The sequence below is a fragment of the Streptomyces sp. NPDC003393 genome (assembly GCF_053589015.1).
In genome coordinates, this window is sequence record NZ_JBSFRB010000018.1 from 53,533 (window position 1) to 79,072 (window position 25,540).

The window sequence follows — 25,540 nt, forward strand, 5'->3', positions numbered from 1 at the left end:
GCGGCGAGGACGTGACCGCCGTGGCGGGACGATAACACCGTGACGAGACGGGCCGTCCCGTGCGACCATCGTCGGGTCGGCACGGCACCGTGCACGGGGAATCTCCCGGGGCACTCGTGCGTTGACAGCGGTGACGGAAGCGCCGTGGACAGCCCGTCGGGGCCCGCCGCGAATCCGTCGCCGCACCACGGATTCCCAACGACGTAAGGACCCAATGACCTCCTCTTCTTCCTCTTCCCAGGCCACCAAGCGCCTCGCGCACACCTACCCCGAGGGTCTTCGGGCCGATGCCCTGATGGAAGAGGACGTCGCCTGGAGCCACGGGATCGACGGAGAGCGGGACGGCGACCAGTTCGACCGCTCCGACCGCGCGGCCCTGCGCCGTGTGGCGGGCCTCTCCACCGAGCTCGAGGACGTCACCGAGGTCGAGTACCGTCAGCTCCGCCTTGAGAGGGTCGTCCTCGTCGGCGTCTGGACCTCGGGGACCGTGCAGGACGCGGACAACTCGTTGGCTGAGCTCGCGGCCCTCGCCGAGACCGCAGGCGCGATCGTGCTGGACGGCGTGATCCAGCGCCGCGACAAGCCCGACGCGGCCACCTACATCGGTTCCGGCAAGGCCGACGAGCTGCGTGACATCGTCCTGGAGACCGGCGCGGACACCGTCATCTGCGACGGTGAGCTCAGCCCCGGCCAGCTGATCCACCTCGAGGACATCGTCAAGGTCAAGGTCATCGACCGTACGGCCCTGATCCTGGACATCTTCGCGCAGCACGCCAAGTCCCGGGAGGGCAAGGCGCAGGTCGCGCTGGCGCAGATGCAGTACATGCTGCCGAGGCTGCGCGGTTGGGGTCAGTCCCTGTCCCGCCAGATGGGCGGCGGCAGCGGCGGCCTCGCCACCCGCGGCCCCGGTGAGACCAAGATCGAAACGGACCGGCGCCGGATCCGCGAGAAGATGGCGAAGATGCGCCGGGAGATCGCGGACATGAAGACCGGCCGTGAGATCAAGCGCCAGGAGCGCCGCCGGCACAAGGTGCCCTCCGTGGCGATCGCCGGTTACACCAACGCGGGCAAGTCCTCCCTGCTCAACCGCCTCACCGGCGCGGGCGTCCTGGTCGAGAACGCGCTGTTCGCGACCCTGGACCCGACCGTGCGCCGGGCCGAGACCCCGAGCGGGCGGCTGTACACGCTGGCCGACACCGTCGGATTCGTCCGGCACCTGCCCCACCACCTGGTCGAGGCGTTCCGCTCCACCATGGAGGAGGTCGGCGACTCCGACCTGATCCTCCATGTCGTGGACGGCTCGCACCCGAACCCGGAGGAGCAGCTGGCCGCCGTCCGCGAGGTGATCAGGGACGTCGACGCCACCGACGTACCCGAGATCGTCGTGATCAACAAGGCGGACGCGGCGGACCCGCTGGTGCTCCAGCGGCTGCTGCGGATCGAGAAGCACTCGATCGCCGTCTCGGCCCGCACCGGCCGAGGCGTCGCCGAGCTGCGCGCCCTGATCGACAACGAGCTGCCGCGCCCGTCCGTGGAGATCGAGGCGCTCGTGCCGTACACCCACGGCAAGCTGGTCGCCCGTGCGCACACCGAGGGCGAGGTGATCTCCGAGGAGCACACCGCGGAGGGCACGCTGCTCAAGGCCCGGGTGCACGAGGAGCTCGCCGCGGACCTGGCGCCGTACGTGCCGGCTGCCGCGCTCTGAGCCGTCCGGTTCCGGACGCGCTTCGACACGTACGTCCTGCTTCGGACGCGCAGTACGAGGGCCCGCCCCTGTCGCAGGGAGCGGGCCCTCGTCATGCCGTCGGCGTCAGCGGCCGCCGTACGTCCTGCTCATGTTCTCGTACAGCGCCTCGGCGCCCCGGCCCAGCTGTGGACCGGCGAGCCAGGTGTTGTCGGACGGGCCGATCGAGGTGTTGGAGACCAGCTCCGTCTTCCCGCCCACCACGCGGAACCAGCCGCCGCCGGACGAGCCACCGGTCATGGTGCAGCCGATCCGGTACATCGTCGGCAGGGACGGGCTGAGCGAGAACCGGCCCGGCCGGTCCAGGCATCGGAACATCTTCAGACCGTTGTACGGCGGCGCGGCCGGGTAGCCCCAGGCGCCCATCGTGGTGACCTCGGTGGCCGACGGCGTGGAGAAGTCCACGTCCAGCGCGGCCCCGACGGTCTCCTCCAGCGACTTCGAGCCGGACTCCGGCTTCACGTGCAGCACGGCGTAGTCGTACGCGGCACCCGCGCCGCCCGTCTCCGAGCCGCCCTGGATCCACTGGTTCGAGGTGGAGGCCCAGTCTGCCCACCAGGCGCCGTACGGGGCGACCTCGGACGGGTCGGCATCGCTCAGCGCGGACGCGGACTTGCCGAGGTCGTTGTAGGCCGGGACGAACGCGATGTTGCGGTACCAGCCGCCGCCCCGGCCCGCGTGCACACAGTGGCCCGCCGTCCACACCAGGTTGGATCTGCCGGGGTGGTTGACGTCCTTGACGACGGTGCCGGAGCAGACCATCGAACCTGCGGGCGAGTCGAAGAAGACCTTGCCGACCGGCGCGGCGTGCTCGTGGTACGGGGTCTTCTCCGCCTGGGCCCGGACGGGCTGCGGCGCAGGATCGCTGACGCCCTGGTCGGCGGCGGCGTCCTTGGTGGAGACCGTCTTGTTGGCCTCCTTGGCGGACTTCATCCGCTCCGGCTTCCACAACCCCTCGATCACCGGGTTGACGAAGTCCTTGGCGGCGCTGAGCCACTTGTCCTTGTCCCAGTCCTTCCAGCCGCCCTTCTGCCACTGGTCGACATCGATCCCGTGTTCCTTGAGCCTGTCCGCGATGTCGGCAGGGAGGTGGACCTTGCCGTCGCCGCCACCGCTGCCGTCTTCGGCGGCCTGCGAAGCGGTGGCGCCCGGCTCGCCGCTCGCGTCGTCCTTGCCGGAGTCGTCGCAGGCCGTCGCGGTGAGCGTCAGGGTCGCCGCCAGGGCGGTGGCGGCGAGGACGGCGCGCCGGCGTCCGTGCCGGAGCGCGGACGGCGTACGTATGGATCGCATGGTGAGGAGAACCCCCGTTGATTCGTCTGCCTGCCGCGCGCCATGGCTGACGGCCGCGCGGGTTGCCGATGAACGGCCTCGGTGTCGCGCGCCGATTGGTGTCACGCGCTTGTCAGATCACGCCCGTGGCGATCCCCGTGCGGTATGCGCGGGAACCGGCGGGAGCGACATCCCACTATGCCTGTGCGGATGAGGGCGAACGGCGGTGGGGTGGTGAAGGTTTCCGTGCCCCACCGCCGTCGGCGAATCCCGGCGCTCACCGGGCGCTTCTCACTGCCCGGCGAACTTCTTGCTGACCGCGTCGTAGACGCCCTTGGCCACCGGACCGAGCCGCGGACCGGCCAGCCAGCCTGCGGTCACCGGGCCGATCGAGGTGTTGGACACCAGCGCGGGCTTGCCGTCCGCGCCCCTCTCGACCCAGCCGCCGCCGGACGAGCCACCCGTCATGCTGCAGCCGATGCGGTACATCGTCGGGTCGGAGGCCTTGACCGACAGTCGTCCCGGCTTGTCCTGGCACTGGTACAACAGCCGGCCGTCGTACGGCGGCGCGGCCGGGTAGCCGGTCGCGGTGATGCTCTCCACCTTCGGCACGGCCGGTGCGTCGAAGTTCACCGGAAGCGCCGAACCCAAGGTCTCCTCCAGCGACTTGCCGCCGCCGTCCTTCTCCGGCGTCACATGCATGACGGCGAAGTCGTACGGCGCGCCCTGTCCGCCGGTCGCACCGCCCTGCTCGATCCACTGGTCGGAGGTCTGCGCCCAGTCGACCCACCACACACCGTACGGAGCGACCTGCTCCCTGGTGGCGTTCTTCAACTGGTCCGTGCTCATCCGCGCGTTGTTGTACGACGGCACGAAGGCGATGTTGCGGTACCAGCCGCCCTTCTTGCCGGCGTGCACGCAGTGACCGGCCGTCCACACCATGTCGGACTTGCCCGGGCGGGCCGGGTCCTGGACCACCGTCGCCGAGCAGACCATCGTGCCCTCGGGGGAGTCGAAGAAGAGCTTGCCCGCCGTCGCGGCGTTGTCGTGGTACGGCGGCGCCACCGCCCGTGCCCTCACCGGCACCGGGGTCGGGTCGGTGACACCCTGGTCACCGGAGATGTCGTTGTCGTCGACGCCCTTGTCCGGGTCCTCGGCCCGGCGCATCCGGTCCGGGTCCCACAGCCCCTGGATGATCGGGTTGACGAAGTCGTTGGCCTCGCGCAGCCAGTCGTCCTTGTCCCAGTTCTTCCAGGCCCCGTCCTTCCACTTGTCGAGGTCGATCCCGTGCTCCTTGAGCTTGTCGCGGAGGTCGTCCGGAATCTTGATCTTGCCGTCGCCCGCCGAACCGTCCGCGTCGTCGGCGCTCGCGGAGGGCCTGCCGTCCGCGTGGGTGTCGTCCCCGTTGCAGCCGGTGGCGGTGAGCGCCAGTGCCGAGACCAGAGCGAGGGCGGCCAACGCCGGGGAACCCGTGCGCCGGGCGCTCCCCCTTCGGCGAGCGGTGACGGACGGGCGTATGGGTCGCATGCTCTGACTCCCCCTGATGTGACGAGACGTGCCGGTGCCACCGTGGCCGCCGCAGCCACCCCGAGCCGGCCCGGGCCGGGGTCGTGCGCGCTCACCGTGTGCGGAACGGCACCACACACTATGCGGTCGCTGTGGGGGACTGCCGACGGAACGGCAACGGTTCCGTCACGGCAAGGATCTTGAGGCAACCCGTAACTCCCCGAGCGATCGGCGGTTGTAACGGTGAGGGGCTTGCTGTCCGCGCCCGGGTCCCCGTGCCGACGGTGGGTGACTCGCCGTCGGCGGCGTCGGCCACTGCGCCGACGATAGTGCCGACCGGCAGGCCGCAGTGGGCAACCGGTCGGCACTCACCGGCGGTTGGGAGGCCGGCCCCTCGGAACAGGTGGATGCCGACGCCTCGGGACAGCGGGAGGACAGGGAGCCGTGACCGTGACGGAGTCTGCGCCCGGGAGACCCGGGCCACGGGGGTCTGCACCTGGCGGGCTTGCCTCCGGTGAGGGTGCGCCGGCAGGGTGTGCGTCCGCAGGGGCGCACACCCTGCACGAGGGGATCCTGCGGCGCCAGTCGGCGCGCGAGTCGGCGGCGCGCACCTACGCGCGCGCCCTGCCGATCGTTCCGGTCAGGGCGCGCGGGCTGACCATCGAGGGCGCGGACGGCCGCCGCTATCTGGACTGCCTCTCGGGCGCGGGCACCCTCGCCCTCGGGCACAACCATCCCGTCGTCCTCGAGGCCGTTCGCAAGGTCCTCGACTCCGGCGCACCACTGCACGCGCTCGACCTGGCCACACCCGTCAAGGACGCCTTCGTCGACGAACTGTTCCGCACCCTGCCCGCCGGGCTCGCCGACCACGCGCGCGTGCAGTTCTGCGGCCCGGCCGGGACGGACGCGGTGGAGGCCGCGTTCGAACTCGTCCGGGCGGCCACCGGCCGCACCGGGATCATGGCGTTCGCGGGCGCCTACCACGGGACGACCATCGGCGCGCTCGCCGCCTCCGGGCACGCCTCCGAGGTCCGGGTCGCAGGGCTGGCCCACCCGCAGGACTACCGCTGCCCCTTCGGTGTCGGCGGGCCCCACGGAGCCGAACTGGCCGCCCGCTGGACCGAGTCCGTACTGGACGACCCCAGGTCGGGTGTGCCCCTGCCCGCAGGGATGATCCTCGAGCCGGTGCAGGGCGAGGGCGGCGTGATTCCCGCGCCCGACGACTGGATGCGGCGGATGCGGCGGCTCACGGCGGAGCGCTCCGTGCCGCTGATCGCCGACGAGATCCACACCGGCGTCGGCCGTACGGGCGCGTTCTGGGGAGTCGAACACAGCGGGGTGACACCGGATGTGATGGTGCTGTCCAAGGCCATCGGCGGCAGCCTTCCGCTGGCCGTCGTGGTCTACCGCGACGAACTCGACGTCTGGGAACCGGGCGATCACGCCGAAACCTTCCGCGGCAACCAACTCGCCATGGCCGCGGGCACCGCCACGCTCGCCCATGTCCGCGAGAACCGCCTCGCCGAGCGCGCCGCCACCCTGGGCGCCCACATGCTCTCCCAACTCGTCCCACTGGCCGAGGAGTACCCGTGCGTCGGCGAGGTGCGGGGGCGGGGCCTGATGATCGGCCTGGAACTCGTGAGTCCGGCCGGCAGCGCTGCCGAAGAGGACGCCACACCGCCGTCGTCCGGGGCCGGCCCGCCCAGGCCGGCGGATCCCGGCCTCGCGGCCGCGGTCCAGCGGGAATGTCTGCGACGGGGCCTCATCGTCGAAATCGGCGGTCGGCATGCCAGCGTCGTACGGCTTCTGCCCCCGCTCACGATCACCGACGAGCAGTCGGCAGCGGTGCTCGACCGGCTGGCGGACGCGGTCGAAGCGGCGGCCCGGACGCACACCGACCGTGCGCGCCGCACCGGGCCACCCGGCCGACGACGTCGATCCTCCGGACGCGCGACGGGAGCGGGATAGCGCCTCCGGGCCCGCCGGACTGCCGGACTGCCGGGCCCGCCGGACTGCCGGACTGCCGGGCCCGCCGGGCTGACGGACAGCCGGACTGCGGTGGCGGGCCGGCCAGCAGGTCGGCGAGCAGGGTGGCGGGCATGGAGGTCAACGGAGCGGGTCTGCGAGCTCGTCGACGGACCGGAGCGACTGGCGGGTCGCGGCAGCCGGTCGTCCGAAGCAGTCGGTCGTTCACCGAGTGAGCCTGTCGGCCGGCCTCCGTGCGCATGGGTCATCCGGAGGCAGGGCAGGTCGGAGCACGGCGGAAGGCCGGGCGGATCTCAGCCGTACGGGCAGGATCCGGAGGAGGGGGACTGCCGCCCCCGGAGGAGACGGCTTCAGCTCCACGGCCCCGCACTGCTCGAACTCTTCGCCACCTGAGCTTCGCAGCATCCGAACTTCTCACCGCCCGAGCCGCGGACCCGACCCGGACCCGAGCCGCGAACACCGCCCAGGACTCGGCCGAACCTGAGCCCGAGTCCCAAAGCCCCGCCCCGAAGCCCCGAACAACCCCCACAAAGAACCACAAGGAACCGTCTTGAACGCAACCCCTACAACTCACGGTCATCCCTCCGCCTCTCAGGGCTCGACCGAGACGGTCCCCCGCCAATTCCACGGCGCACCCCACGTTCCGTATCCGGCCGCCGCGCCCACGGACCTACTGGACCACCCCGAACCGCACACCGCCGCCCAGGCCGCAGCCCTGGAGAACCTCCTCCGCTGCTGGGTGCGCGAGACCGGTATCGCCGACCCCGGCAGCGACACCCTGCGTGTCCCCCTCCCGGCCAGCGGTATGGCCCTCCTCGTCCCGGTCCACCACTGGTCGCCGACCGGCTGGCACCGCTTCGGCCTGCCTCGCCTGGCCGGCGCCCCGGACGACGCGACCCCGGCCGATGCCGTCATGGTCGCCACCCTGCTCGCGCGGGAAGCGGTGACTCCACCCGCGGTCCCTCCTCCCGTCCCTGCCGGTGTCCCTCCGGCTGATCCCGCCGACGGTGTTCCGACAGCTGCTCTTGTCGGTGACGAAACCGTCGATCTCGTCGCCCGTGTAGCCGACTCGGTCCGGCGCACCACCCTCTTTCTCGCCGACCGCCGCGACCATCCCGCCGACGGTCCCGACCGCTTCCTCTCCGCGGAGCAGGCCCTTGTGCTCGGACACCCGCTGCATCCGGCGCCGAAGAGCCGTGAGGGTCTGTCCGAGGCCGAAGCCCGTCCCTACTCACCAGAACTTCGAGGCTCCTTCCCCCTGCACTGGATGGCGGTCGCCCCCTCCGTGCTCGCCGGCGACTCGGCGTGGACCGAGAGCGGCCGGCCCGTACCGGCCGAGCGGCTCATGGCCCGACTCGCCGGGGCAGGCCTGCCGTTGGCCGACGGATACGCCGCTCTGCCGTTGCATCCGTGGCAGGCGCGCGACGTCCGGCACCGCCCGGGCATCATGGCCCTGCTCGACGCTGGACTGCTCCTCGACCTGGGACCCCACGGCCCCGCCTGGCATCCCACCTCCTCCGTACGGACCGTTCACCGCACCGGTGCACCGGCCATGCTCAAACTGTCGTTGGGCCTGCGTATCACCAACTCCCGTCGCGAGAACCTCCGTAAGGAACTGCACCGTGGCGTCGAGGTACACCGCCTTCTGCGCGGCGGCCTGTCCCGGCGGTGGCGGGCGGCACACCCCCGCTTCGACATCGTCCGCGACCCGGCCTGGCTCGCCGTCGACGACCAGGACGGCGCCCCCGTACCAGGGCTGGATGTGATGATCCGGCACAATCCGTTCGGCCCGGCGGACGACGTCTGCTGCGTCGCCGGTCTCGTCGCGCCCAGGCCGTTCCACCAGGCCGGAGCCGGCCCGGTCGTCCGGTCCCGGCTGGCCGGCCTCGTCAGGTCCCTCGCGCTGCGCACCGGGCGTCCGCGAGAGGCCGTCGGCGCCGAGTGGTTCCTGCGCTATCTCGAACAGGTGATCCGTCCGGTGGTGTGGCTCGACGGCGAGGCAGGGATCGCCCTGGAAGCCCACCAGCAGAACGCGCTGGTGGTGCTGGACGCCGACGGCTGGCCCGCGGGCGGCCGCTACCGCGACAACCAGGGCTACTACTTCCGCGCCTCCCGGCGCACGGAACTCGACGCCCTGCTGCCCGGCATCGGTGAGCACAGCGACACCTTCGTCCCGGACGAGGTCACGGACGAACGCTTCGGCTACTACGTCGCCGTCAACAACGTCTTCGGTCTCATCGGTGCGTTCGGCTCCCAGGGGCTCGCCGACGAACGGCTGCTCCTGGCCGCCTTCCGCTGTTTCCTCCGCGGTCTCGCCTCCGGCCCCGCCCGTACCCGCTCCACTCTGCCGGCCCGTCTGCTCGACTCGCCGGTCCTGCGATGCAAGGCCAACCTGCTGACCCGGCTGCACGGCCTCGACGAACTCGTCGGCCCGGTCGACACCCAGTCCGTCTACGTCACCATCGCGAACCCCCTGCACTCCTGACACCCCTCCCCGCCGAGAGGAGCGCGCCATGTATCCCGGCGACGCCGGCGCAGCCACCGACCATGCCCCCGCCACCACCGGCGACCCCGACCTCGGCCCTTGGCCTATCCCCGTGGCAGCCGCCGCCGTGGTCGCCCCGGGGGCCATCGGCGCCGATCTCCGCTCCGGACCGGCCGACGCGGGCACCGACTGCGAGGACACGCTCGACCTTCACCTGCCCGACGAATGCGTCTCACTCTTCGCGGACAGGACCGCGATCGGCTCCGCCGTGGACGACCTCCTCGACGGCGTCGGTGACTGGGGCGCCATCGCCACCTCCGTCGGCGACTTCCAACTGGTACCCGTCCGCGTCGAGCGAGACCTGCCGGTCATCGGCCGGTGGATGAACGACCCGGCCGTCGCGAAGTACTGGCAGCTCGCCGGATCGCACGGCGTGACCGAGGCCCATCTGCGCGCACAGCTGGACGGCGACGGCCGCAGCGTCCCGTGCCTCGGCCTCCTCGAGGGCACACCGATGAGCTACTGGGAGATCTACCGGGCCGATCTCGATCCGCTGGCCCGCCACTATCCCGCCAGGCCGCACGACACTGGTGTCCACCTCCTCATCGGCAGCGTCAGCGACCGAGGCCGAGGACTCGGCAGCGCTCTGCTCCGAGCCGTGGCCGACCTGATCCTCGACAAACGCCTCAGCTGTTCCCGCGTCGTAGCGGAACCCGACCTTCGCAACACACCCTCCCTGGCCGCCTTTCTGACCGCCGGATTCCGCTTCGCGGCCGAGACCGACCTGCCCGACAAGCGGGCCGCCCTCATGATCCGGGACCGGTCCTTGCGAGAGCTGCTGTGACAGTCCGTCGCACCGTCGTCACAATGAGCAACGTCCGCCGTGCCGGTTCGGTTCCCGTCGCGCAGAACCGGCTGAGGGCCTGCAGAGCCCCTGGTCCGCGCCTCGACCGCCCGTTTGTCAGTCCCGAGCCGTAGGGTGGTCGCGCTATGACGAAGCCCTCTCTCCCCGAACTCCTGCATGCCGCCGTCGCAGCCGTCGGCGGTACGGAGCGCCCCGGCCAGGTGACCATGGCCCAGGCCGTCGCGGACGCGATCGACGACGGCTCGCACCTCCTGGTCCAGGCCGGCACAGGTACCGGCAAGTCCCTCGGCTACCTCGTGCCCGCGCTCGCGCACGGGGAGCGAGTCGTGGTGGCGACGGCCACCCTGGCGTTGCAGCGCCAGCTCGTCGAGCGCGACCTGCCGCGTACGGTCGACGCGTTGCACCCCTTGCTGCGCCGCCGCCCGGAGTTCGCCATGCTCAAGGGCCGCTCGAACTACCTGTGCCTGCACCGCCTGCACGAGGGCGTCCCGCAGGACGAGGAGGAGGGCCTGTTCGACCAGTTCGAGGCGGCCGCACCCACCAGCAAGCTGGGCCAGGACCTGCTGCGGCTGCGCGACTGGGCGGACGAGACCGAGTCCGGTGACCGTGACGACCTCACACCCGGTGTGTCCGACCGGGCCTGGGGGCAGGTCTCGGTCTCGTCGCGGGAGTGCCTGGGCGCCTCCAAGTGCGCCTACGGTGCCGAGTGCTTCGCCGAGATGGCCCGCGAGCACGCCAAGCTCGCCGAGGTCGTCGTCACCAACCACGCGCTGCTCGCGATCGACGCCATCGAAGGCGCGCCGGTCCTTCCGCAGCACGAGGTGCTGATCGTCGACGAGGCTCATGAGCTGGTCTCACGGGTGACCGGCGTCGCCACCGGCGAGCTCACGCCCGGGCAGGTGAACCGTGCGGTGCGCCGGGCCGCGAAGCTCGTCAACGAGAAGGCCGCCGATCAGTTGCAGACGGCCGCCGAGGGCTTCGAGCGGCTGATGGAGCTGGCGCTGCCGGGCAGGCTGGAGGAGATCCCCGAGGACCTCGGCTATGCCCTGCTGGCGCTGCGGGACGCCGCGCGCAACGTCATCTCGGCGCTCGGTGCGACGCGCGACAAGTCGGTCCAGGACGAGGACGCGGTCCGCAAGCAAGCGCTGGCCTCCGTGGAGAACGTGCATGACGTGGCGGAGCGCATCACGAACGGCTCGGAGTGGGACGTCGTCTGGTACGAGCGGCACGACCGATTCGGGGCCTCCCTGCGTGTCGCCCCCATGTCCGTCTCGGGCCTGTTGCGCGAGAAGCTCTTCGCGGACCGCTCCGTGGTCCTGACCTCGGCGACCCTCAAGCTCGGCGGCGACTTCAACGGTGTCGGCGCCTCCCTCGGTCTCGCTCCGGAGGGCACGGAGGGCGACGACGTGCCGCAGTGGACGGGTGTGGACGTCGGATCGCCGTTCGACTATCGCAAACAGGGCATTCTGTACGTCGCCAAGCACCTGTCGCGCCCGGCACGGGACGGCGACCGCGGGGACATGCTCGACGAGTTGACGGAACTGATCCAGGCGGCGGGCGGCCGCACACTCGGCCTGTTCTCGTCGATGCGGGCCGCCCAGCTCGCCGCCGAGGAGCTGCGTGCGCGCATCCCCGAGTTCCCGATCCTGCTCCAGGGCGAGGAGACGTTGGGCGAGCTGATCAAGAACTTCGCGGCGGACGCGAGGACGTGCCTGTTCGGCACGCTGTCCCTCTGGCAGGGTGTCGACGTCCCCGGCTCCAGCTGCCAGCTGGTCGTCATGGACAAGATCCCCTTCCCGCGCCCGGACGACCCGCTGATGAGCGCCCGCCAGAAGGCGGTCGAGGACGCCGGGGGCAATGGGTTCATGGCGGTCGCCGCGACTCATGCGGCCCTGCTGATGGCTCAGGGCGCCGGACGTCTCGTCCGTGCCTCCGGGGACCGCGGGGTGGTCGCCGTACTCGATCCGCGGCTGGCCACCGCGCGTTACGGCGGCTATCTGAAGGCCTCACTGCCGGACTTCTGGCACACCACCGACCGGAATCAGGTGCGCAAGTCGCTGGCGGCCATCGATGCCGTGGCCCGGCAGGCGGAGGAGGAGCAGCCGGCGGCCGGCTGAGTGCGCTCAGCACAGAGCCCCGGAACCGGCGCAGAGGTTCCGGGGCCCGATCAAGGGGCGGGTCGACAGGCCCGCCGCTGCGCTCCTCAGACGCGTCGCAGGACCGCCACCACCTTGCCGAGGATGGTCGCGTCGTCGCCCGGGATCGGCTCGTACGCCGCGTTGTGCGGCAGGAGCCAGACATGGCCGTCCTCCCGCTTGAAACGCTTGACGGTCGCCTCGCCCTCGATCATGGCGGCCACGATGTCGCCGTTCTCGGCGACCTGCTGGCGGCGGACCGTGACCCAGTCGCCGTCGCAGATGGCGGCCTCGATCATCGAGTCGCCGACGACCTTCAGGACGAACAGTTCACCGTCGCCGACGAGCTGCCGGGGGAGAGGGAAGACGTCCTCGACCGACTCCTCGGCGAGGATCGGGCCACCGGCGGCGATCCGGCCGACCAGAGGGACGTACGACGCGGCGGGCTTGCCCACCGTGTCCGTGGGCTGCAGCGGGGCGGCCTGGTCCGAGCCGCGGACCTCGTAGGCACGCGGGCGGTGCGGGTCACGGCGCAGGAAGCCCTTGCGCTCGAGGGCCATGAGCTGGTGTGCCACCGAGGAGGTGCTGGACAGGCCGACCGCCTGGCCGATCTCCCGCATGGACGGCGGATAGCCGCGTCGCTGCACCGAGTCCCTGATGACCTCGATCACCCGGCGCTGCCGTTCGGTGAGGCCCGAGCTGTCCGCCCGGATGCCTGGAGGTCGGCCCGGAAGGGAGCGCTTGGGCCCCTCGGGATTCGCGGCTTCGTTCATCGCATGCACCGGCTCGAGTCGGCCCTGGGAGCGGTCCTGGGCAGTGATGGTGGCACTGTCTGCGGTGGTGGTCACTTCGTCGGCCCCTCTCGATGGTCTCCCTCCGGCACAACGGTAGTTGCTTTCGAAAGGTTGCGCCAAACACACGTTCGAGTGAAAAAGAGTGGATCACCGGACTTGATCACGTGTCTGGGTGTATGGCCGACGCGGTGCCCGGCGGGCGAAAAGGTCTGTTGCTGTACTCTTCACCGCCGGAGTGCAGACCTTGTGGGCCGCCGTCCCAGTCTGCCATCCGGCGCCTCGTCGACCGAGCGCCGGTTCCCTTCTGCCCGGGAGTCCCACGCGTCCTCCCCGCGGCGCTCACGGTATCTCCCCGGGCCCGCCGGCGATACGGGTGTGCGTCGGCGTGCCCGGTGCCCAGGCGTGGTGACGGGACTTCCGCGACTGCGGCCCGGATCGGCGCGGCCGCGCCGATCCGGGCCGTACGCGTGCGACACGCGTAGCGCGGTACACGACACGCGTGGCGAGCTGGGTGAACGACACAGGCCCTACATCTAGTGGTTGGATGGCTACTGCGACCCACAAGTTGTGGTCCCGGGTCTTCGGAGCCTGGATCATCGCCTATGCTGGTGGCTGCTTCGCGGGGCCCATGAGGCCTGGTGAGGCTATCGAGTCTGCTGTGAGGAGGGTTGGAGTCCCATGCACTGCCCCTTCTGCAGGCACCCCGACAGCCGCGTCGTCGACAGCCGTACGACGGACGACGGCACGTCCATCCGCAGGCGCCGCCAGTGCCCTGAGTGCTCGCGGCGGTTCACGACCGTGGAGACCGCCTCACTGATGGTGGTCAAGCGGTCCGGAGTCACCGAGCCGTTCAGCCGTACCAAGGTCATCAACGGCGTGCGCAAGGCGTGCCAGGGACGGCCTGTCACGGAGGACGCGCTCGCGCTGCTCGGCCAGCGGGTCGAGGAGGCGGTGCGCGCGACCGGATGCGCCGAGGTGGCCGCCCACGAAGTGGGACTGGCCATACTCGGCCCCTTGCAGGAGCTCGACCTCGTCGCCTATCTGCGGTTCGCGTCCGTGTACCGGGCGTTCGAATCGCTCGAGGACTTCGAGGCCGCCATCGCGGAGCTGAGGGAAGCCACGCGACGCCCCGCCGCGGAGCAGGAGGCCGGCGGCGGCGCGGGGAGCCAGGAAGACGACCGCGGGCGCGGTGGGACGGCCGAGGCCCCCGTGTCCGCACGCGCCGCCGACTGATCGGTGGAAGGGCCGGGACCGCTGGTACGGGTCCGGCTCGGCGGCGATGAGGAAGACGGCTGTGGGCGGCGGCGACGCAGGTGCCCGCAGCACCAGACAGAACACTGTGTCTCCGGAACAACGGGGCACTTCAGGGCGTTTTCGCCCGTACAGGGAGGCGGCATGACAGAGACGGCGAGCGGTCCGACACGAGGTTCCCGAGCCAAGGGCTCCAAGGCGGGGAACAAGGGACTGCACATCGAGCGCATCCACACCACCCCCGGCGTGCACCCGTACGACGAGGTGGCCTGGGAGCGCCGTGACGTCGTCATGACCAACTGGCGCGACGGCTCGATCAACTTCGAGCAGCGTGGCGTCGAGTTCCCCGACTTCTGGTCGGTGAACGCGGTCAACATCGTCACCAGCAAGTACTTCCGAGGTGCCGTCGGCACCCCGCAGCGCGAGACCAGCCTCAAGCAGCTGATCGACCGCATCGTGAAGACGTACCGGAAGGCCGGTGAGGACTACAAGTACTTCGCCTCGCCCGCCGACGCCGAGATCTTCGAGCACGAGCTGGCCTACGCCCTCCTGCACCAGATCTTCAGCTTCAACAGCCCCGTCTGGTTCAACGTCGGCACGCCGCAGCCGCAGCAGGTCTCCGCCTGCTTCATCCTGTCCGTCGACGACTCCATGGAGTCGATCCTCGACTGGTACAAGGAAGAGGGCATGATCTTCAAGGGCGGCTCGGGCGCCGGCCTGAACCTCTCCCGCATCCGCTCCTCCAAGGAGCTGCTCTCCTCCGGCGGCAACGCCTCCGGCCCTGTCTCCTTCATGCGCGGCGCCGACGCCTCCGCCGGCACCATCAAGTCCGGTGGTGCCACCCGCCGCGCCGCCAAGATGGTCATCCTCGACGTCGACCACCCCGACGTGGAGGACTTCATCGAGACCAAGGTCAAGGAGGAGGAGAAGATCCGCGCCCTGCGCGACGCGGGCTTCGACATGGACCTGGGCGGCGACGACATCACCTCCGTCCAGTACCAGAACGCCAACAACTCCGTCCGCGTGAACGACGAGTTCATGAAGGCGGTCGAGCAGGGCGGCAGGTTCGGTCTGCGTGCCCGCATGACCGGCGAGGTCATCGAGGAGGTCGAAGCCAAGTCCCTCTTCCGCAAGATGGCCGAGGCCGCCTGGGCCTGCGCCGACCCGGGCATCCAGTACGACGACACGATCAACCACTGGCACACCTGCCCGGAGTCCGGCCGCATCAACGGCTCGAACCCGTGCAGCGAGTACATGCACCTGGACAACACGTCCTGCAACCTCGCCTCGCTGAACCTGATGAAGTTCCTGAAGGACGACGGCAAGGGCAAACAGTCCTTCGACGTCGAGCGCTTCTCCCAGGTCGTCGAGCTGGTCATCACCGCGATGGACATCTCCATCTGCTTCGCGGACTTCCCGACCCAGAAGATCGGCGAGAACACCCGCGCCTTCCGCCAGCTGGGGATCGGCTACGCCAACCTCGGCGCCCTGCTGATGGCGACCGGCCACGCCTACGACTCCGACGGCGGCCGCGCCCTCGCCGGTGCCATCACCTCCCTGATGACCGGCACCGCCTACAAGCGCTCCGCCGAGCTGGCCGCCGTCGTCGGCCCCTACGACGGCTACGCCCGCAACGCCCAGCCGCACCAGCGCGTCATGAAGCAGCACGCCGACGCCAACGCCCGCGCCGTCCGCATGGACGACCTGGACACCCCGGTGTGGGCCGCCGCCACGGAGGCCTGGCAGGACGTGCTGCGCCTCGGCGAGAAGAACGGTTTCCGTAACTCCCAGGCGTCCGTCCTCGCGCCCACCGGCACCATCGGCCTGGCCATGTCCTGCGACACCACCGGTGTCGAGCCCGACCTCGCCCTGGTCAAGTTCAAGAAGCTGGTCGGCGGCGGCTCGATGCAGATCGTCAACGGCACCGTGCCGCAGGCCCTGCGCCGCCTGGGCTACCAGGAGGAGCAGATCGAGGCGATCGTCGCCCACATCGCCGAGCACGGCAACGTGATCGACGCCCCCGGCCTCAAGCACGAGCACTACGAGGTGTTCGACTGTGCCATGGGCGAGCGGGCCATCTCCCCGATGGGTCACGTCCGCATGATGGCCGCCATCCAGCCGTGGATCTCCGGCGCCATCTCCAAGACGGTCAACATGCCGGAGTCGGCGACCGTCGAGGAGGTCGAGGAGATCTACTTCGAGGCCTGGAAGCTGGGCGTCAAGGCGCTGGCCATCTACCGTGACAACTGCAAGGTCGGCCAGCCGCTGTCCGCGAAGAAGAAGGACTCCGAGGAGAAGGCGGAGGCCGCCGAGGCAGCGCAGGCCACGGTCGAGAAGGTCGTCGAGTACCGCCCGGTCCGCAAGCGCCTTCCCAAGGGCCGTCCCGGCATCACCACCTCCTTCACCGTCGGTGGCGCCGAGGGCTACATGACCGCCAACTCCTACCCGGACGACGGTCTGGGCGAGGTCTTCCTGAAGATGTCCAAGCAGGGATCGACCCTCGCGGGCATGATGGACGCCTTCTCCATCGCGGTCTCCGTCGGCCTTCAGTACGGCGTGCCCCTGGAGACGTACGTCTCCAAGTTCACCAACATGCGCTTCGAGCCGGCCGGCATGACCGACGACCCGGACGTGCGGATGGCGCAGTCGATCGTCGACTACATCTTCCGCCGTCTGGCCCTGGACTTCCTGCCCTTCGAGACGCGCTCCGCGCTCGGCATCCACTCCGCCGAGGAGCGCCAGCGTCACCTGGAGACCGGTTCCTACGAGCCGATCGACGAGGACGTCGACGTCGAGGGCCTGGCCCAGTCGGCACCGCGGAAGACCGACCTGAAGGCCGTCGCCGCGCCGAAGACCGAGGCGGAGGCGGTCAAGCCCGCCCCGAAGGAGGCGCACACCAGCGCCGAGCTGGTGGAGATGCAACTGGGCATCCAGGCGGACGCCCCGCTGTGCTTCTCCTGCGGCACCAAGATGCAGCGGGCCGGTTCCTGTTACATCTGCGAGGGCTGCGGTTCGACCAGCGGCTGCAGCTGAGTCCGCTGATCTGACCAGAGCGTAGAGAAGTAAGGGGCGTCGGCCAGGGCCGACGCCCCTTACCCATGCTCATCCTCGTGCGGCCGCGGCCGCGGCCGAGGCGCGCGCATCGGCTATGACGGACGCACGCGGCCCATGTGGCGGGTGAACGTCGCCGGATCGTCCTCGAAGCCGTGGACGCCGGGGCGGATGTCCCAGCTGCCGGACCCGTCCCGCACGAACTCCGCGACAGTGGCCGCCGTCGCGCCGAGGACACCACCGAAGTCGTCCTGGGCGAGAACGGTGTACCCCTCACGGATGCGCAGCCCCGGGTTCAGCACGTTCACGAACGTGCGGTGCGCGGTGCGCTGCTGGATCACGACACCCACCACCACGCGCGCGTATCGCTCGGCGAGCCGGTGGAGCTCCAGTGTCATGACCTCGTCCCATCCGAATCCCTGACCGTCCCGGCTGTCGCGGTCCAGGTAGATCGTGCCGTCCGGGGAGCGGCTGTCGAAGTGGACCAGGTACGCCGGAGCGCCGTGAGGGTCGCCGGCCTCGTAGGTGGCGGCCACGAGATCCAGGTCGGTGGGTGGCGCTCCCGCCGGACTCGGATCCCACTTGAGCGCGACCTCGACTTTGCGGATGCCCTTGCTGAGCCCGCCCACCGGACTCCCCCTTCCCGGTCCCGTGCGCCCTTCCCGCCCCAACTTCCGGCTCGTGGACGCTCGTTGTCCATCGTGCCACGTGCGCGGGTCCGTCTGCGCGGGTGCTGTCCCGACGAGAGTGACCGACGCCACGCCACTGGGCCTTACCATGGCGCGGTGCTGGTCAAGTGGATTCGCTGCACCGTGGTGGACCGCCGGGGCTTCGAGCGGGGGCAGCGGAAGTGGGCGGGGCTTCTGGGGGAGCCGGGGTTTCGGGGGCAGGGGGGTGGCTGGAGCCGGGGACGGCAAGGGGTGGCACATATCTTCGCCTTCTGGGAGAGCCGTGCCTTCTACGACTCCTTCATGGCCCGCTCCCACGACCGCCTGGCGGCTGCCCAGGCCGGTACGTTCAAGGACGCCCAGGTCCGGCTGTTCGACCACCGGTTCGACGTGAAGACCGGGTTCCAACCGCGTTTCACGGACGCCGACCTGCTGCGGGTGGCGCTGTGCCGGGTCCACGAGGAGCGCGCCGAGCACTTCACGCTGATGCAGGAGAAGGTCTGGAACCCGGCGATGGCGGGATCGCCCGGCATGGTGCGTGGTCTGTTCGGGGAGGCGCCGGGCAGCGAGTACCTGGTGCTGTCGATGTGGCAGTCGTCCGCCGAGCACGGCAAGTACCGCACGGAGCGTGTGGAACGCCTCGCGCTGCGCGCCCAGACCGAGGCCGACATCGCGGCCCTCACGGGCGACATCGTGGACCTGGAGCCCGCCTGGACCGTGTGACGTGCCGTGTGCGTACCGTAGAGCGCCGTACCCGGAGCGTACGGGCCCGAATGTGACCGATGGTGCACGATGTGTGTGATGTACGCCGTACGGGGGTCGCTGGAGTCTTCGATCGGCCCTCGCCCGATCTAGTGTTCTGGCATGGCACGACCACGGCGCATCGTCCTTGTCCGGCACGGCGAGTCAACGGGCAATGTTGATGACACCGTGTACGAGCGCGAGCCGGACCACGCGCTGGCCCTGACCGAGCGGGGCCGGCAGCAGGCCGAGCAGACGGGCAAGGAGCTGCGCGAGCTGTTCGGACGGGAGCGGGTGAGCGTGTACGTCTCTCCCTACCGCCGCACGCACGAGACCCTCCGTGCCTTCCACCTCGATCCCGCTCTCATACGGGTGCGGGAGGAGCCGCGGCTGCGCGAGCAGGACTGGGGCAACTGGCAGGACCGCGACGACGTCCGTCTCCAGAAGGCCTACCGGGACGCCTACGGGCACTTCTTCTACCGCTTCGCCCAGGGAGAGTCCGGGGCGGATGTCTATGACCGGGTGGGGAACTTCCTGGAGAGCCTCTTCCGCAGCTTCGAGGCCCCCGACCACCCGCCCAACGTGCTTCTGGTGACCCACGGCCTCGCGATGAGGCTGTTCTGCATGCGGTGGTTCCACTGGACCGTCGCCGAATTCGAGTCGCTGTCCAATCCGGGGAACGGCGAGATGCGGATGCTCGTTCTCGGGGGCGACGGCAAGTACACCTTGAACCGTCCGTTCGAGCGGTGGCGGGATCCGGAACCGTACGGGATCACTGGATGGAGCGGCTGAGCAATGACCTTCGACTCCTCTCCCGGTGGGCGCCTGGAGCGCGCCCTGGCCGGCCTGCGCGGACTCTCGGTGGGGGACGCGCTGGGCTCGCAGTTCTTCGTTCCGGCGAACTATCCGCTGCTCAAGCGCCGTGAGCTGCCGTCCGGCCCGTGGCAGTGGACGGACGACACCGAGATGGCATGCTCCGTGGTCGCCGTCCTGGCCACCCACCACCGCATCGACCAGGACGCCCTGGCGCAGTCCTTCGCCCGGCACCACGACTTCGACCGGGGGTACGGCCCCGCGGTCAACCGCCTGCTGCGTCTCGTCCGGGAGGGCGGGGACTGGCGGGAGCTCGCTGCCGCACTCTTCAAGGGCCAGGGGTCCTGGGGCAACGGCGCCGCGATGCGGATCGCCCCGCTGGGTGCCTGGTACGCGGACGACCCGGAGCAGGCCACCCATCAGGCCGAGATCTCGGCCTACCCCACCCATCAGCACCGCGAGGCCGTCGTGGGTGCCATGGCCGTCGCCGCGGCCGCCGCGCTGGCCGCCGCGGAAGACGGCCCGCCGAGCCCGGAGGCCCTGCTCGACGGTGTCATCGCCCTCGTGCCGGCCAGGAGCGCCGTCGGCGCGGGCCTGCGCCGCGCCCGCGACATGCTCGACTACGGCGACGCGGCCACGGTCGCGGCCGTCCTCGGCCGCGGTCGGCGCACCACGGCCCACGACACCGTGCCCTTCGCGCTCTGGTCGGCCGCGCGGAGCCTCCAGGACTTCGAGGGCGCCTTCTGGACGACTGCCCAGGTCGGCGGCGATGTGGACACCACGTGCGCCATCGTGGGCGGTGTGCTGGCCTCGGCGAAGGCAGGGGCGCCGCCGGCCGAGTGGGTGCGCCGTACGGAGGCCCTGCCCCGCTGGGTGCCGGCCTCGGGCTGACCCAGGTGCGAACTCTCCGGGTCCGTCGGGAACTCTGCGTAACCACCGTCCGTTGCACAGGCATCGGTTTCGCGTCCCACGGACGTGCAGGTGGTGGCGGCAGGGGAGAGGTGCTTGGGGTGCAGGCCGTTGTCGTGGGTTCTCGTCGTCGTGCCGTTCGTCGCGGCCACCGCGGCCGGGTGGTGGCCGGCTGTTCGGTGCGCCCCTTCCGGTTACGGGCGGACGCGGCGCGCGGATCGGGCGGGCGGCCTCGGACGGACCCCTGTGCCGTCCGCGGGAGAACGATCCCGTACGATCCGCGCCGTCCTTCCGTCAGCCCACTCCGGGCCCCGCCGTTCCGGCCAGTGCGGCCAGGTCGCTCTTGCGAACGCGTATGACCAGCCCGGCGGTGAGCAGGGCCAGCACGGCCATCGCCACCGCCGGAACGAAGGCGGTCGAGATGCCGTGGGCGAGGATGTCGTGGCTCCACGGAGCGGGCAGCTGATGGCTCTTGGCGAACTCGGCCTTCTGCTCCGGCGAGCCATCGGCGAGGAATTTCGGCAGCTGCTTCTCGGCCTCGTCGGTGCTGGCCGAGCCGAAGACCGTGGTGAGGATGGACAGCCCGAGGGAGCCGCCCACCTGCTGGGTCGCGTTGAGCAGGCCGGAGGCGGCGCCCGCCTCGTGCGGGGCGACGCCGGAGACCGCGGTGACCGTGACGGTCACGAAGTTCAGGCCCATGCCGGCGCCGAAGACCAGCATGGGGCCGAGAACCCCGCCGAGGTAGGAGCTGTCGGGGCTGATGAAGGTCATCCAGGCGAGTCCGGTCACCGCCAGCGACGTGCCGGTCAGCATGAACGGCTTGGGGCCGAGCACCGGAAGGAACCGCTGCGACAGACCCGCACCCACCGCGATGGCGGCGGTGACCGGAAGGAAGGCCAGCCCGGCCTTGATGGGGCTGTACCCGAGCACGTTCTGCACGAAGAGGACGATGTAGAAGAACATGCCGAACATCGCCGCGGCAAGACTGAGCATGATGACGTAGGTGCCCGACCGGTTGCGGTCGGCGAACATCCTCAGCGGTGTGATCGGCTCCTTGGCACGCCGTTCGGTGAGCGCGAAGGCCAGCAGCAGGACCACGGCGGTGGCGAAGGACCCGAGGGTCAGACTGTCCCGCCAGCCGTCCTCCGACGCGCGGATGAAGCCGTAGACGAGAGCGGCCATGCCGGTCGTCGAGGTGAGCGCGCCCGCGATGTCGAAGCGGCCCGGGTGCCGCTCGGACTCGGCGATGTACCGGGGCGCGAGCACGGCGATCAGTACGCCGATGGGCACGTTGACGAACAGCACCCAACGCCAGTCCAGCCACTCGGTGAGCATGCCCCCGGCGAGCAGGCCGACGGCGCCACCGCCGGCGGAGACGGCCGCGAAGACGCCGAAGGCCCGGTTCCGTTCCGGTCCTTCGGGGAAGGTGGTCGTGATGAGTGCCAGCGACGTCGGCGACGCGATCGCGCCTCCCACGCCCTGCAGGGCCCGTGCGGCCAGCAACTGCCACGGCTCCTGGGCGAGCCCGCCCAGCAGGGAGGCGAAGGTGAACAGCAGGATGCCGGTCATGAACACCCGTCGGCGTCCGAGGATGTCACCGGCTCGGGCACCCAGGAGCAGCAGGCCGCCGAAGGTGAGTGTGTACGCGCTGACCACCCAGGTGAGGTCGGTCGTGCTGAACCGGAGCGCGTCTTGAATGTGCGGGAGCGCGATGTTCACAATCGTCGCGTCGAGTACCACCATGAGTTGGCAGGCCGCGATGACGGTGAGCGCGATGCCGGGATGCCCCTCCCGGCGGGCCGCACCCGGTTTCTGGTCCTGAATCAACTGAGAGGTTGTCACTATGGGTCCCCCACAACAGGATTAGTGAACGAGGCCGTTCACTACCGCGTCAACGGTAGTGAGTCCCCACTAGTGAACGCAAGCGTTCACTCAATGCCCCCGTCCTGGCGTGTCCCCCCGCCACCCCGCACTCCCCGGAAAACTCCGCTCACCGCTCGTTGGAGACGACAGATGGTTACCTCGCGCTGGACGGCCGCCCCCGCTCGGGCCGCCGGTCCTCGTCGGCGCGGCGCCGTACTGGAGCGCGCGATCCTCGACGCCGCGCTGGAACAGCTCGGCACGGTCGGATGGAAAGGCCTCACCATGGAGGGGGTGGCCGCCGGCGCCCAGACCGGAAAGGCCGCCGTCTACCGTCGCTGGCCGTCCAAGGCAGACCTCGTCGCGGACGCCCTCGAGGCCGGACTGCCGCGAGTGGAGAAGGCGCCGGACCTGGGAGGCGTGCGTGAGGACCTGCTGGCCCTCTGTCGGCACGCGCGTGACGCCATGTTCTCGCGCTCGGGGTCGGCGCTTCGCGCTGTGATTCACGAATGCGACCCGGATCAGGTCGAGCGCTTTCATGGGGTGATCTTCGACGGGGTCGTGGAGCCGACCATGAAACTCCTCAAGGAAGTGATCACCCGAGGAATAGAGCGGGGAGAGGTGCGGCCCGACGCTGCGAACGGCTACGTCTTCGATGTCATGCCGGCCATGATGATGTACCGGTCAAAGATGTGCACGAGTGAATGGACGGATCAGGACCTCGAGGACATGATCGACCAGTTGATGGTTCCGCTGCTGCGTCCGGTCGGACCCTGACCGCCGGTTCCCGCGGGACGGTGCGTCCATGCAGGGAAGCCGGGGTGTCGCCGCGAGATCCAGGCGGCGTAGGCTAAGGGCGCCATGCCGTACGAACCACCTACTCACACCGTCGAGCGCTCCCTTCGAGCCACGACCGGAGCGAAGGTCATTGCCGGTGTCGACGAGGTGGGGCGCGGCGCGTGGGCCGGGCCCGTCACCGTCTGCGCGGCGGTCACCGGACTGCGCCGGCCTCCGATGGGTCTCACCGACTCCAAGCTGCTCACCGTCAAGCGACGCACCGAGCTCGACTCGGAGCTGCGCAAGTGGGTCACGGCGTACGCCCTCGGGCATGCCTCGCCGGAGGAGATCGACGATGTGGGGATGACGGCCGCACTGCGGCTCGCGGCCCTACGCGCCCTGGAGGGACTGCCCGTCCGTCCGGACGCGGTCATCCTCGACGGGAAGCACGACTACCTCGGCGCCCCCTGGATGGTTCGTACGGTCATCAAGGGTGACCGGTCGTGCGTGGCCGTGGCGGCGGCTTCGGTGATCGCCAAGGTTCATCGCGACAAAATGATGGCCGAACTGGGTGCCGACCATGCAGACTTCGGGTTTGCGGCCAATGCCGGATACCCGTCGCCCGTGCACCGGGCCGCGCTGGAGGAGCGGGGCCCCACCCCGTACCACCGGCTGTCGTGGGCGTATCTTGATGCGCTGCCCCGGTGGCGGCATCTCAAGAAGGCCCGTGCCTGGGCAGACGGAGGCGTTCCGGAGATCGAGGGTCAGCTCGGCTTCGACTTCTGACGGTTCTGCTTGCCCCGATGGGCCACCCGCCCGCGTGAGCCGCACCAACGTTTGATAAATATCAGCCCATGCCTCTCATTCCCGAGGAGCCTCAGATTCACGAGAGTGCCCAGGGTCCCCGCGTCACTCCGGCCACCGGCCGTACCGCGCCGACCCCCCGTCCCGTACCCGGCCCCCGCCCAGCGGCCCCGCCGCGCCCCGGACGTCCCGGCCCCCGGCCCGCGTCGCCGGTGCAACGTACGCCGCGGGACGTGGCCGCGACCAAGCCCGGACCCTCGGGTCCGGCTGTCCCCGCCGCCGCGGCGACCCCGCAGATCCAATTGATCCCCGCCTCGGTCGAGGGCGCGCTCGACGCGGCCGATGAAGCAGTCGACCTGCTTCTCGAGTCGGGTCGTGCCCCCGGAGACGTGCTGGTGATCACCACCGGTGAGCCGCACCCCTGGGCGGCGCACGAGCTGTCCTTCGGTGAAGCGTCCTACTGGGCACAGCACGATGCCGGTGACGACGTCTTCTACGCGGACGCTGCCGTGGCCTCCCGTGCCGCCTCCCGTCCCGTGGTCGTGGTCGCCGTCAACGGCGGTAGCGACGCCGTGGCCGCCACGGCCCTGCCACTGGCACACTCCCGGGCCGGCGCCTTGTTGATCGTCTGTGGTGACCCTCAGAAGATCAACGCGGTGCTCGGTGCGGGCGTCTGAGTCGCCTCCGGCACGGCCGGGTTGCCCGGTCTCCCGTCCGGCGCCGTGCACGGCGACAGCCGTCGCAGCGGGGTCACCGCGCGGCGGCTGCTTCGGCGTGCCCCGATGCGGGGGGGGGCCGCCTCGGCACGGCGTGCCCGGACACGCAGGCCGTGGTGTGAGCGGACGAGCGCTCTGCGCCACCGAGAGCTCTGCCCTCATGGCCTCGTACGGTCGGCCACGGTGACCGGCGTCGTCGGTGTACCCCGGCGAGCGTGCTCGGACAGGGCCTCCGGGGGCCCGCGTGGGTGGTACGGGTGCCGTACGGCCTGGCTGGGCCGCGCGCAGCCCTGGGAACACGCGGGCCGACGCGCTCCCGCGTGCGTTCAGCGAGCCGCCACGCGACGGAGCACTTCGGACGCGGCACCCCCGGTGCGGGGCGGCGCGGGCGGCAGCACGGTGCTGGCGAAGGGTTCGGGCGCCGAGTCGGCGTTCGGCCGGCGGCCGCCGCGGCCTTCGCCGAGCACCTGCCAGCCCTCCCGGGTCAGCGTGATGTACGCCCCGCAGCGCAGACCGTGCAGGGTGCAGGCGTCGCGCAGGCCCCACATCCACGCGCCGTCCTCCTCCGTCCAGCGCGCGTCGCCGTCGCGGCAGTAGAGCAGGACGGCGGTCCGCACCGGAGTGCGGCGCCGCAGGTCATGCGGGATGACCCGGCGCAACTGGGCGAGCAGGGCGTTGCGGAACATCCACCCGTCCGCGGGTGCCGGACGGCGCACGAACGAGGCGCTCGCGCGCAGCCGCTCGTCGGGATCGAGAACCGCGACGACGGCAGTGGCCGGCCCGGGACGGTGCCGGGCATGCAGTCCGCTGACGACCTCCCGCGGACTGCGCAGCAGCGGGATGCCCGCGGCGGCCCACTCCGCGGGCTCGAGCACGCGATGGGCGGAGGCGGCGGACGTCGACAACGCCGCCGCCGATGAAGGAGCGAATCCGAAGGTCACGTTCCTCCCTTCGGCTACGCGCCCACGCACGGGCGGGGTCGGATTCGGGGGAGCGCACACCGCAGCAGAGCCCTACCGGACCACGGCTGAGCCGTGCGGGGAGCGGACTTCAATTCTTCCTGTCGAACGGGGATGCGGCAACGAGCAATTGGGACTGCCGACCGTTATCGGGCGACCCGGGTCTTATATCCCTACCCCGTGTGTCGTCGCACGACGCCTGAGCAG

Annotated in this window: 19 protein-coding genes; 13 read left to right on the forward strand and 6 right to left on the reverse strand. The window is 70.6% G+C overall.

The window, feature by feature from the left end; translation table 11 throughout:
• Window positions 1-376: 376 nt before the first annotated feature.
• Entirely contained in the window at window positions 377-1,705 is a 1,329-nt protein-coding gene (hflX, locus tag ACWDUZ_RS19250; protein WP_451633052.1) for a GTPase HflX, read from the forward strand.
• Between the two features lie 105 nt (window positions 1,706-1,810).
• On the opposite strand, the gene ACWDUZ_RS19255 is transcribed toward hflX, so the two are convergent.
• Complete coding sequence (locus ACWDUZ_RS19255; protein ID WP_451632986.1) at window positions 1,811-3,034, reverse strand: trypsin-like serine peptidase; 1,224 nt, start codon at window positions 3,032-3,034, stop codon at window positions 1,811-1,813.
• Between the two features lie 270 nt (window positions 3,035-3,304).
• Window positions 3,305-4,540 (reverse strand): trypsin-like serine peptidase, encoded by a 1,236-nt coding sequence (locus ACWDUZ_RS19260; RefSeq protein ID WP_451632987.1) that lies wholly within the window; start codon window positions 4,538-4,540, stop codon window positions 3,305-3,307.
• A gap of 423 nt (window positions 4,541-4,963) precedes the next feature.
• On the opposite strand from ACWDUZ_RS19260, the gene ACWDUZ_RS19265 reads away from it, so the two are divergent.
• The 4 genes from ACWDUZ_RS19265 (at window position 4,964) to ACWDUZ_RS19280 (ending at window position 11,972) form a co-directional block, all read left to right on the forward strand.
• Window positions 4,964-6,487 (forward strand): diaminobutyrate--2-oxoglutarate transaminase family protein, encoded by a 1,524-nt coding sequence (locus tag ACWDUZ_RS19265; protein ID WP_451632988.1) that lies wholly within the window; start codon window positions 4,964-4,966, stop codon window positions 6,485-6,487.
• Window positions 6,488-7,055: 568 nt separating this feature from the next.
• On the forward strand, window positions 7,056-8,990 hold the full coding sequence (locus ACWDUZ_RS19270) for an IucA/IucC family protein (protein ID WP_451632989.1): 1,935 nt from the start codon (window positions 7,056-7,058) through the stop codon (window positions 8,988-8,990).
• Window positions 8,991-9,018: 28 nt separating this feature from the next.
• On the forward strand, window positions 9,019-9,834 hold the full coding sequence (locus ACWDUZ_RS19275) for a GNAT family N-acetyltransferase (protein ID WP_451632990.1): 816 nt from the start codon (window positions 9,019-9,021) through the stop codon (window positions 9,832-9,834).
• Window positions 9,835-9,980: 146 nt separating this feature from the next.
• Window positions 9,981-11,972, forward strand: a complete 1,992-nt coding sequence (locus tag ACWDUZ_RS19280) for an ATP-dependent DNA helicase (protein ID WP_451632991.1) — start codon at window positions 9,981-9,983, stop codon at window positions 11,970-11,972.
• An 86-nt stretch (window positions 11,973-12,058) separates the two neighbouring features.
• Here the strand turns inward: ACWDUZ_RS19280 and lexA are convergent, their stop codons facing one another.
• Window positions 12,059-12,838 (reverse strand): transcriptional repressor LexA, encoded by a 780-nt coding sequence (lexA, locus tag ACWDUZ_RS19285; protein WP_451632992.1) that lies wholly within the window; start codon window positions 12,836-12,838, stop codon window positions 12,059-12,061.
• Window positions 12,839-13,462: 624 nt separating this feature from the next.
• On the opposite strand from lexA, the gene nrdR reads away from it, so the two are divergent.
• Together nrdR and ACWDUZ_RS19295 are read left to right on the forward strand one after the other, a co-directional pair.
• Window positions 13,463-14,017: a transcriptional regulator NrdR gene (gene nrdR, locus ACWDUZ_RS19290; protein WP_451632993.1), complete on the forward strand. Its 555-nt coding sequence runs from the start codon at window positions 13,463-13,465 to the stop codon at window positions 14,015-14,017.
• 162 nt (window positions 14,018-14,179) lie between these two features.
• A complete protein-coding gene (locus tag ACWDUZ_RS19295; RefSeq protein ID WP_451632994.1) occupies window positions 14,180-17,068 on the forward strand; it encodes a vitamin B12-dependent ribonucleotide reductase in 2,889 nt (962 codons plus the stop codon).
• A gap of 113 nt (window positions 17,069-17,181) precedes the next feature.
• On the opposite strand, the gene ACWDUZ_RS19300 is transcribed toward ACWDUZ_RS19295, so the two are convergent.
• Window positions 17,182-17,715 carry a TerD family protein gene (locus ACWDUZ_RS19300; RefSeq protein ID WP_451632995.1) on the reverse strand — a complete coding sequence of 178 codons (534 nt, stop codon included), beginning with the start codon at window positions 17,713-17,715 and terminating at the stop codon, window positions 17,182-17,184.
• A 156-nt stretch (window positions 17,716-17,871) separates the two neighbouring features.
• On the opposite strand from ACWDUZ_RS19300, the gene ACWDUZ_RS19305 reads away from it, so the two are divergent.
• The 3 genes from ACWDUZ_RS19305 to ACWDUZ_RS19315 all read left to right on the forward strand — a co-directional run bounded on the left by ACWDUZ_RS19305 (window position 17,872) and on the right by ACWDUZ_RS19315 (window position 20,199).
• Window positions 17,872-18,477 carry a YdbC family protein gene (locus ACWDUZ_RS19305; protein WP_451632996.1) on the forward strand — a complete coding sequence of 202 codons (606 nt, stop codon included), beginning with the start codon at window positions 17,872-17,874 and terminating at the stop codon, window positions 18,475-18,477.
• Window positions 18,478-18,618: 141 nt separating this feature from the next.
• Window positions 18,619-19,287 carry a histidine phosphatase family protein gene (locus ACWDUZ_RS19310; RefSeq protein ID WP_451632997.1) on the forward strand — a complete coding sequence of 223 codons (669 nt, stop codon included), beginning with the start codon at window positions 18,619-18,621 and terminating at the stop codon, window positions 19,285-19,287.
• A gap of 3 nt (window positions 19,288-19,290) precedes the next feature.
• Window positions 19,291-20,199, forward strand: coding sequence for an ADP-ribosylglycohydrolase family protein (locus ACWDUZ_RS19315; protein ID WP_451632998.1), 909 nt, complete (start codon window positions 19,291-19,293; stop codon window positions 20,197-20,199).
• A 312-nt stretch (window positions 20,200-20,511) separates the two neighbouring features.
• Here ACWDUZ_RS19315 and ACWDUZ_RS19320 read toward each other — a convergent pair whose 3' ends face one another.
• Entirely contained in the window at window positions 20,512-22,059 is a 1,548-nt protein-coding gene (locus ACWDUZ_RS19320) for an MFS transporter (protein WP_451632999.1), read from the reverse strand.
• Between the two features lie 171 nt (window positions 22,060-22,230).
• Here ACWDUZ_RS19320 and ACWDUZ_RS19325 point away from each other — a divergent pair, with 171 nt between their 5' ends.
• From ACWDUZ_RS19325 to ACWDUZ_RS19335, 3 genes are all read left to right on the forward strand, one after another.
• Complete coding sequence (locus ACWDUZ_RS19325; RefSeq protein WP_451633000.1) at window positions 22,231-22,854, forward strand: TetR/AcrR family transcriptional regulator; 624 nt, start codon at window positions 22,231-22,233, stop codon at window positions 22,852-22,854.
• A gap of 84 nt (window positions 22,855-22,938) precedes the next feature.
• On the forward strand, window positions 22,939-23,640 hold the full coding sequence (locus ACWDUZ_RS19330; RefSeq protein WP_451633001.1) for a ribonuclease HII: 702 nt from the start codon (window positions 22,939-22,941) through the stop codon (window positions 23,638-23,640).
• A gap of 68 nt (window positions 23,641-23,708) precedes the next feature.
• Window positions 23,709-24,335, forward strand: coding sequence for a hypothetical protein (locus ACWDUZ_RS19335; RefSeq protein WP_451633002.1), 627 nt, complete (start codon window positions 23,709-23,711; stop codon window positions 24,333-24,335).
• A gap of 365 nt (window positions 24,336-24,700) precedes the next feature.
• Here the strand turns inward: ACWDUZ_RS19335 and ACWDUZ_RS19340 are convergent, their stop codons facing one another.
• On the reverse strand, window positions 24,701-25,315 hold the full coding sequence (locus tag ACWDUZ_RS19340) for a hypothetical protein (protein WP_451633003.1): 615 nt from the start codon (window positions 25,313-25,315) through the stop codon (window positions 24,701-24,703).
• Window positions 25,316-25,540 lie beyond the last annotated feature (225 nt).

Excerpts from the sequence above, each read along its gene's own strand:
- ACWDUZ_RS19255 (WP_451632986.1), bottom strand. The coding sequence starts at position 3,034 with ATGCGATCCATACGTACGCCGTCCGCGCTCCGGCACGGACGCCGGCGC.
- ACWDUZ_RS19260 (WP_451632987.1), bottom strand. The coding sequence starts at position 4,540 with ATGCGACCCATACGCCCGTCCGTCACCGCTCGCCGAAGGGGGAGCGCC.
- ACWDUZ_RS19275 (WP_451632990.1), top strand. The coding sequence starts at position 9,019 with ATGTATCCCGGCGACGCCGGCGCAGCCACCGACCATGCCCCCGCCACC.
- ACWDUZ_RS19280 (WP_451632991.1), top strand. The coding sequence starts at position 9,981 with ATGACGAAGCCCTCTCTCCCCGAACTCCTGCATGCCGCCGTCGCAGCC.
- nrdR (WP_451632993.1), top strand. The coding sequence starts at position 13,463 with ATGCACTGCCCCTTCTGCAGGCACCCCGACAGCCGCGTCGTCGACAGC.
- ACWDUZ_RS19295 (WP_451632994.1), top strand. The coding sequence starts at position 14,180 with ATGACAGAGACGGCGAGCGGTCCGACACGAGGTTCCCGAGCCAAGGGC.
- ACWDUZ_RS19310 (WP_451632997.1), top strand. The coding sequence starts at position 18,619 with ATGGCACGACCACGGCGCATCGTCCTTGTCCGGCACGGCGAGTCAACG.
- ACWDUZ_RS19315 (WP_451632998.1), top strand. The coding sequence starts at position 19,291 with ATGACCTTCGACTCCTCTCCCGGTGGGCGCCTGGAGCGCGCCCTGGCC.
- ACWDUZ_RS19325 (WP_451633000.1), top strand. The coding sequence starts at position 22,231 with ATGGTTACCTCGCGCTGGACGGCCGCCCCCGCTCGGGCCGCCGGTCCT.
- ACWDUZ_RS19330 (WP_451633001.1), top strand. The coding sequence starts at position 22,939 with ATGCCGTACGAACCACCTACTCACACCGTCGAGCGCTCCCTTCGAGCC.
- ACWDUZ_RS19335 (WP_451633002.1), top strand. The coding sequence starts at position 23,709 with ATGCCTCTCATTCCCGAGGAGCCTCAGATTCACGAGAGTGCCCAGGGT.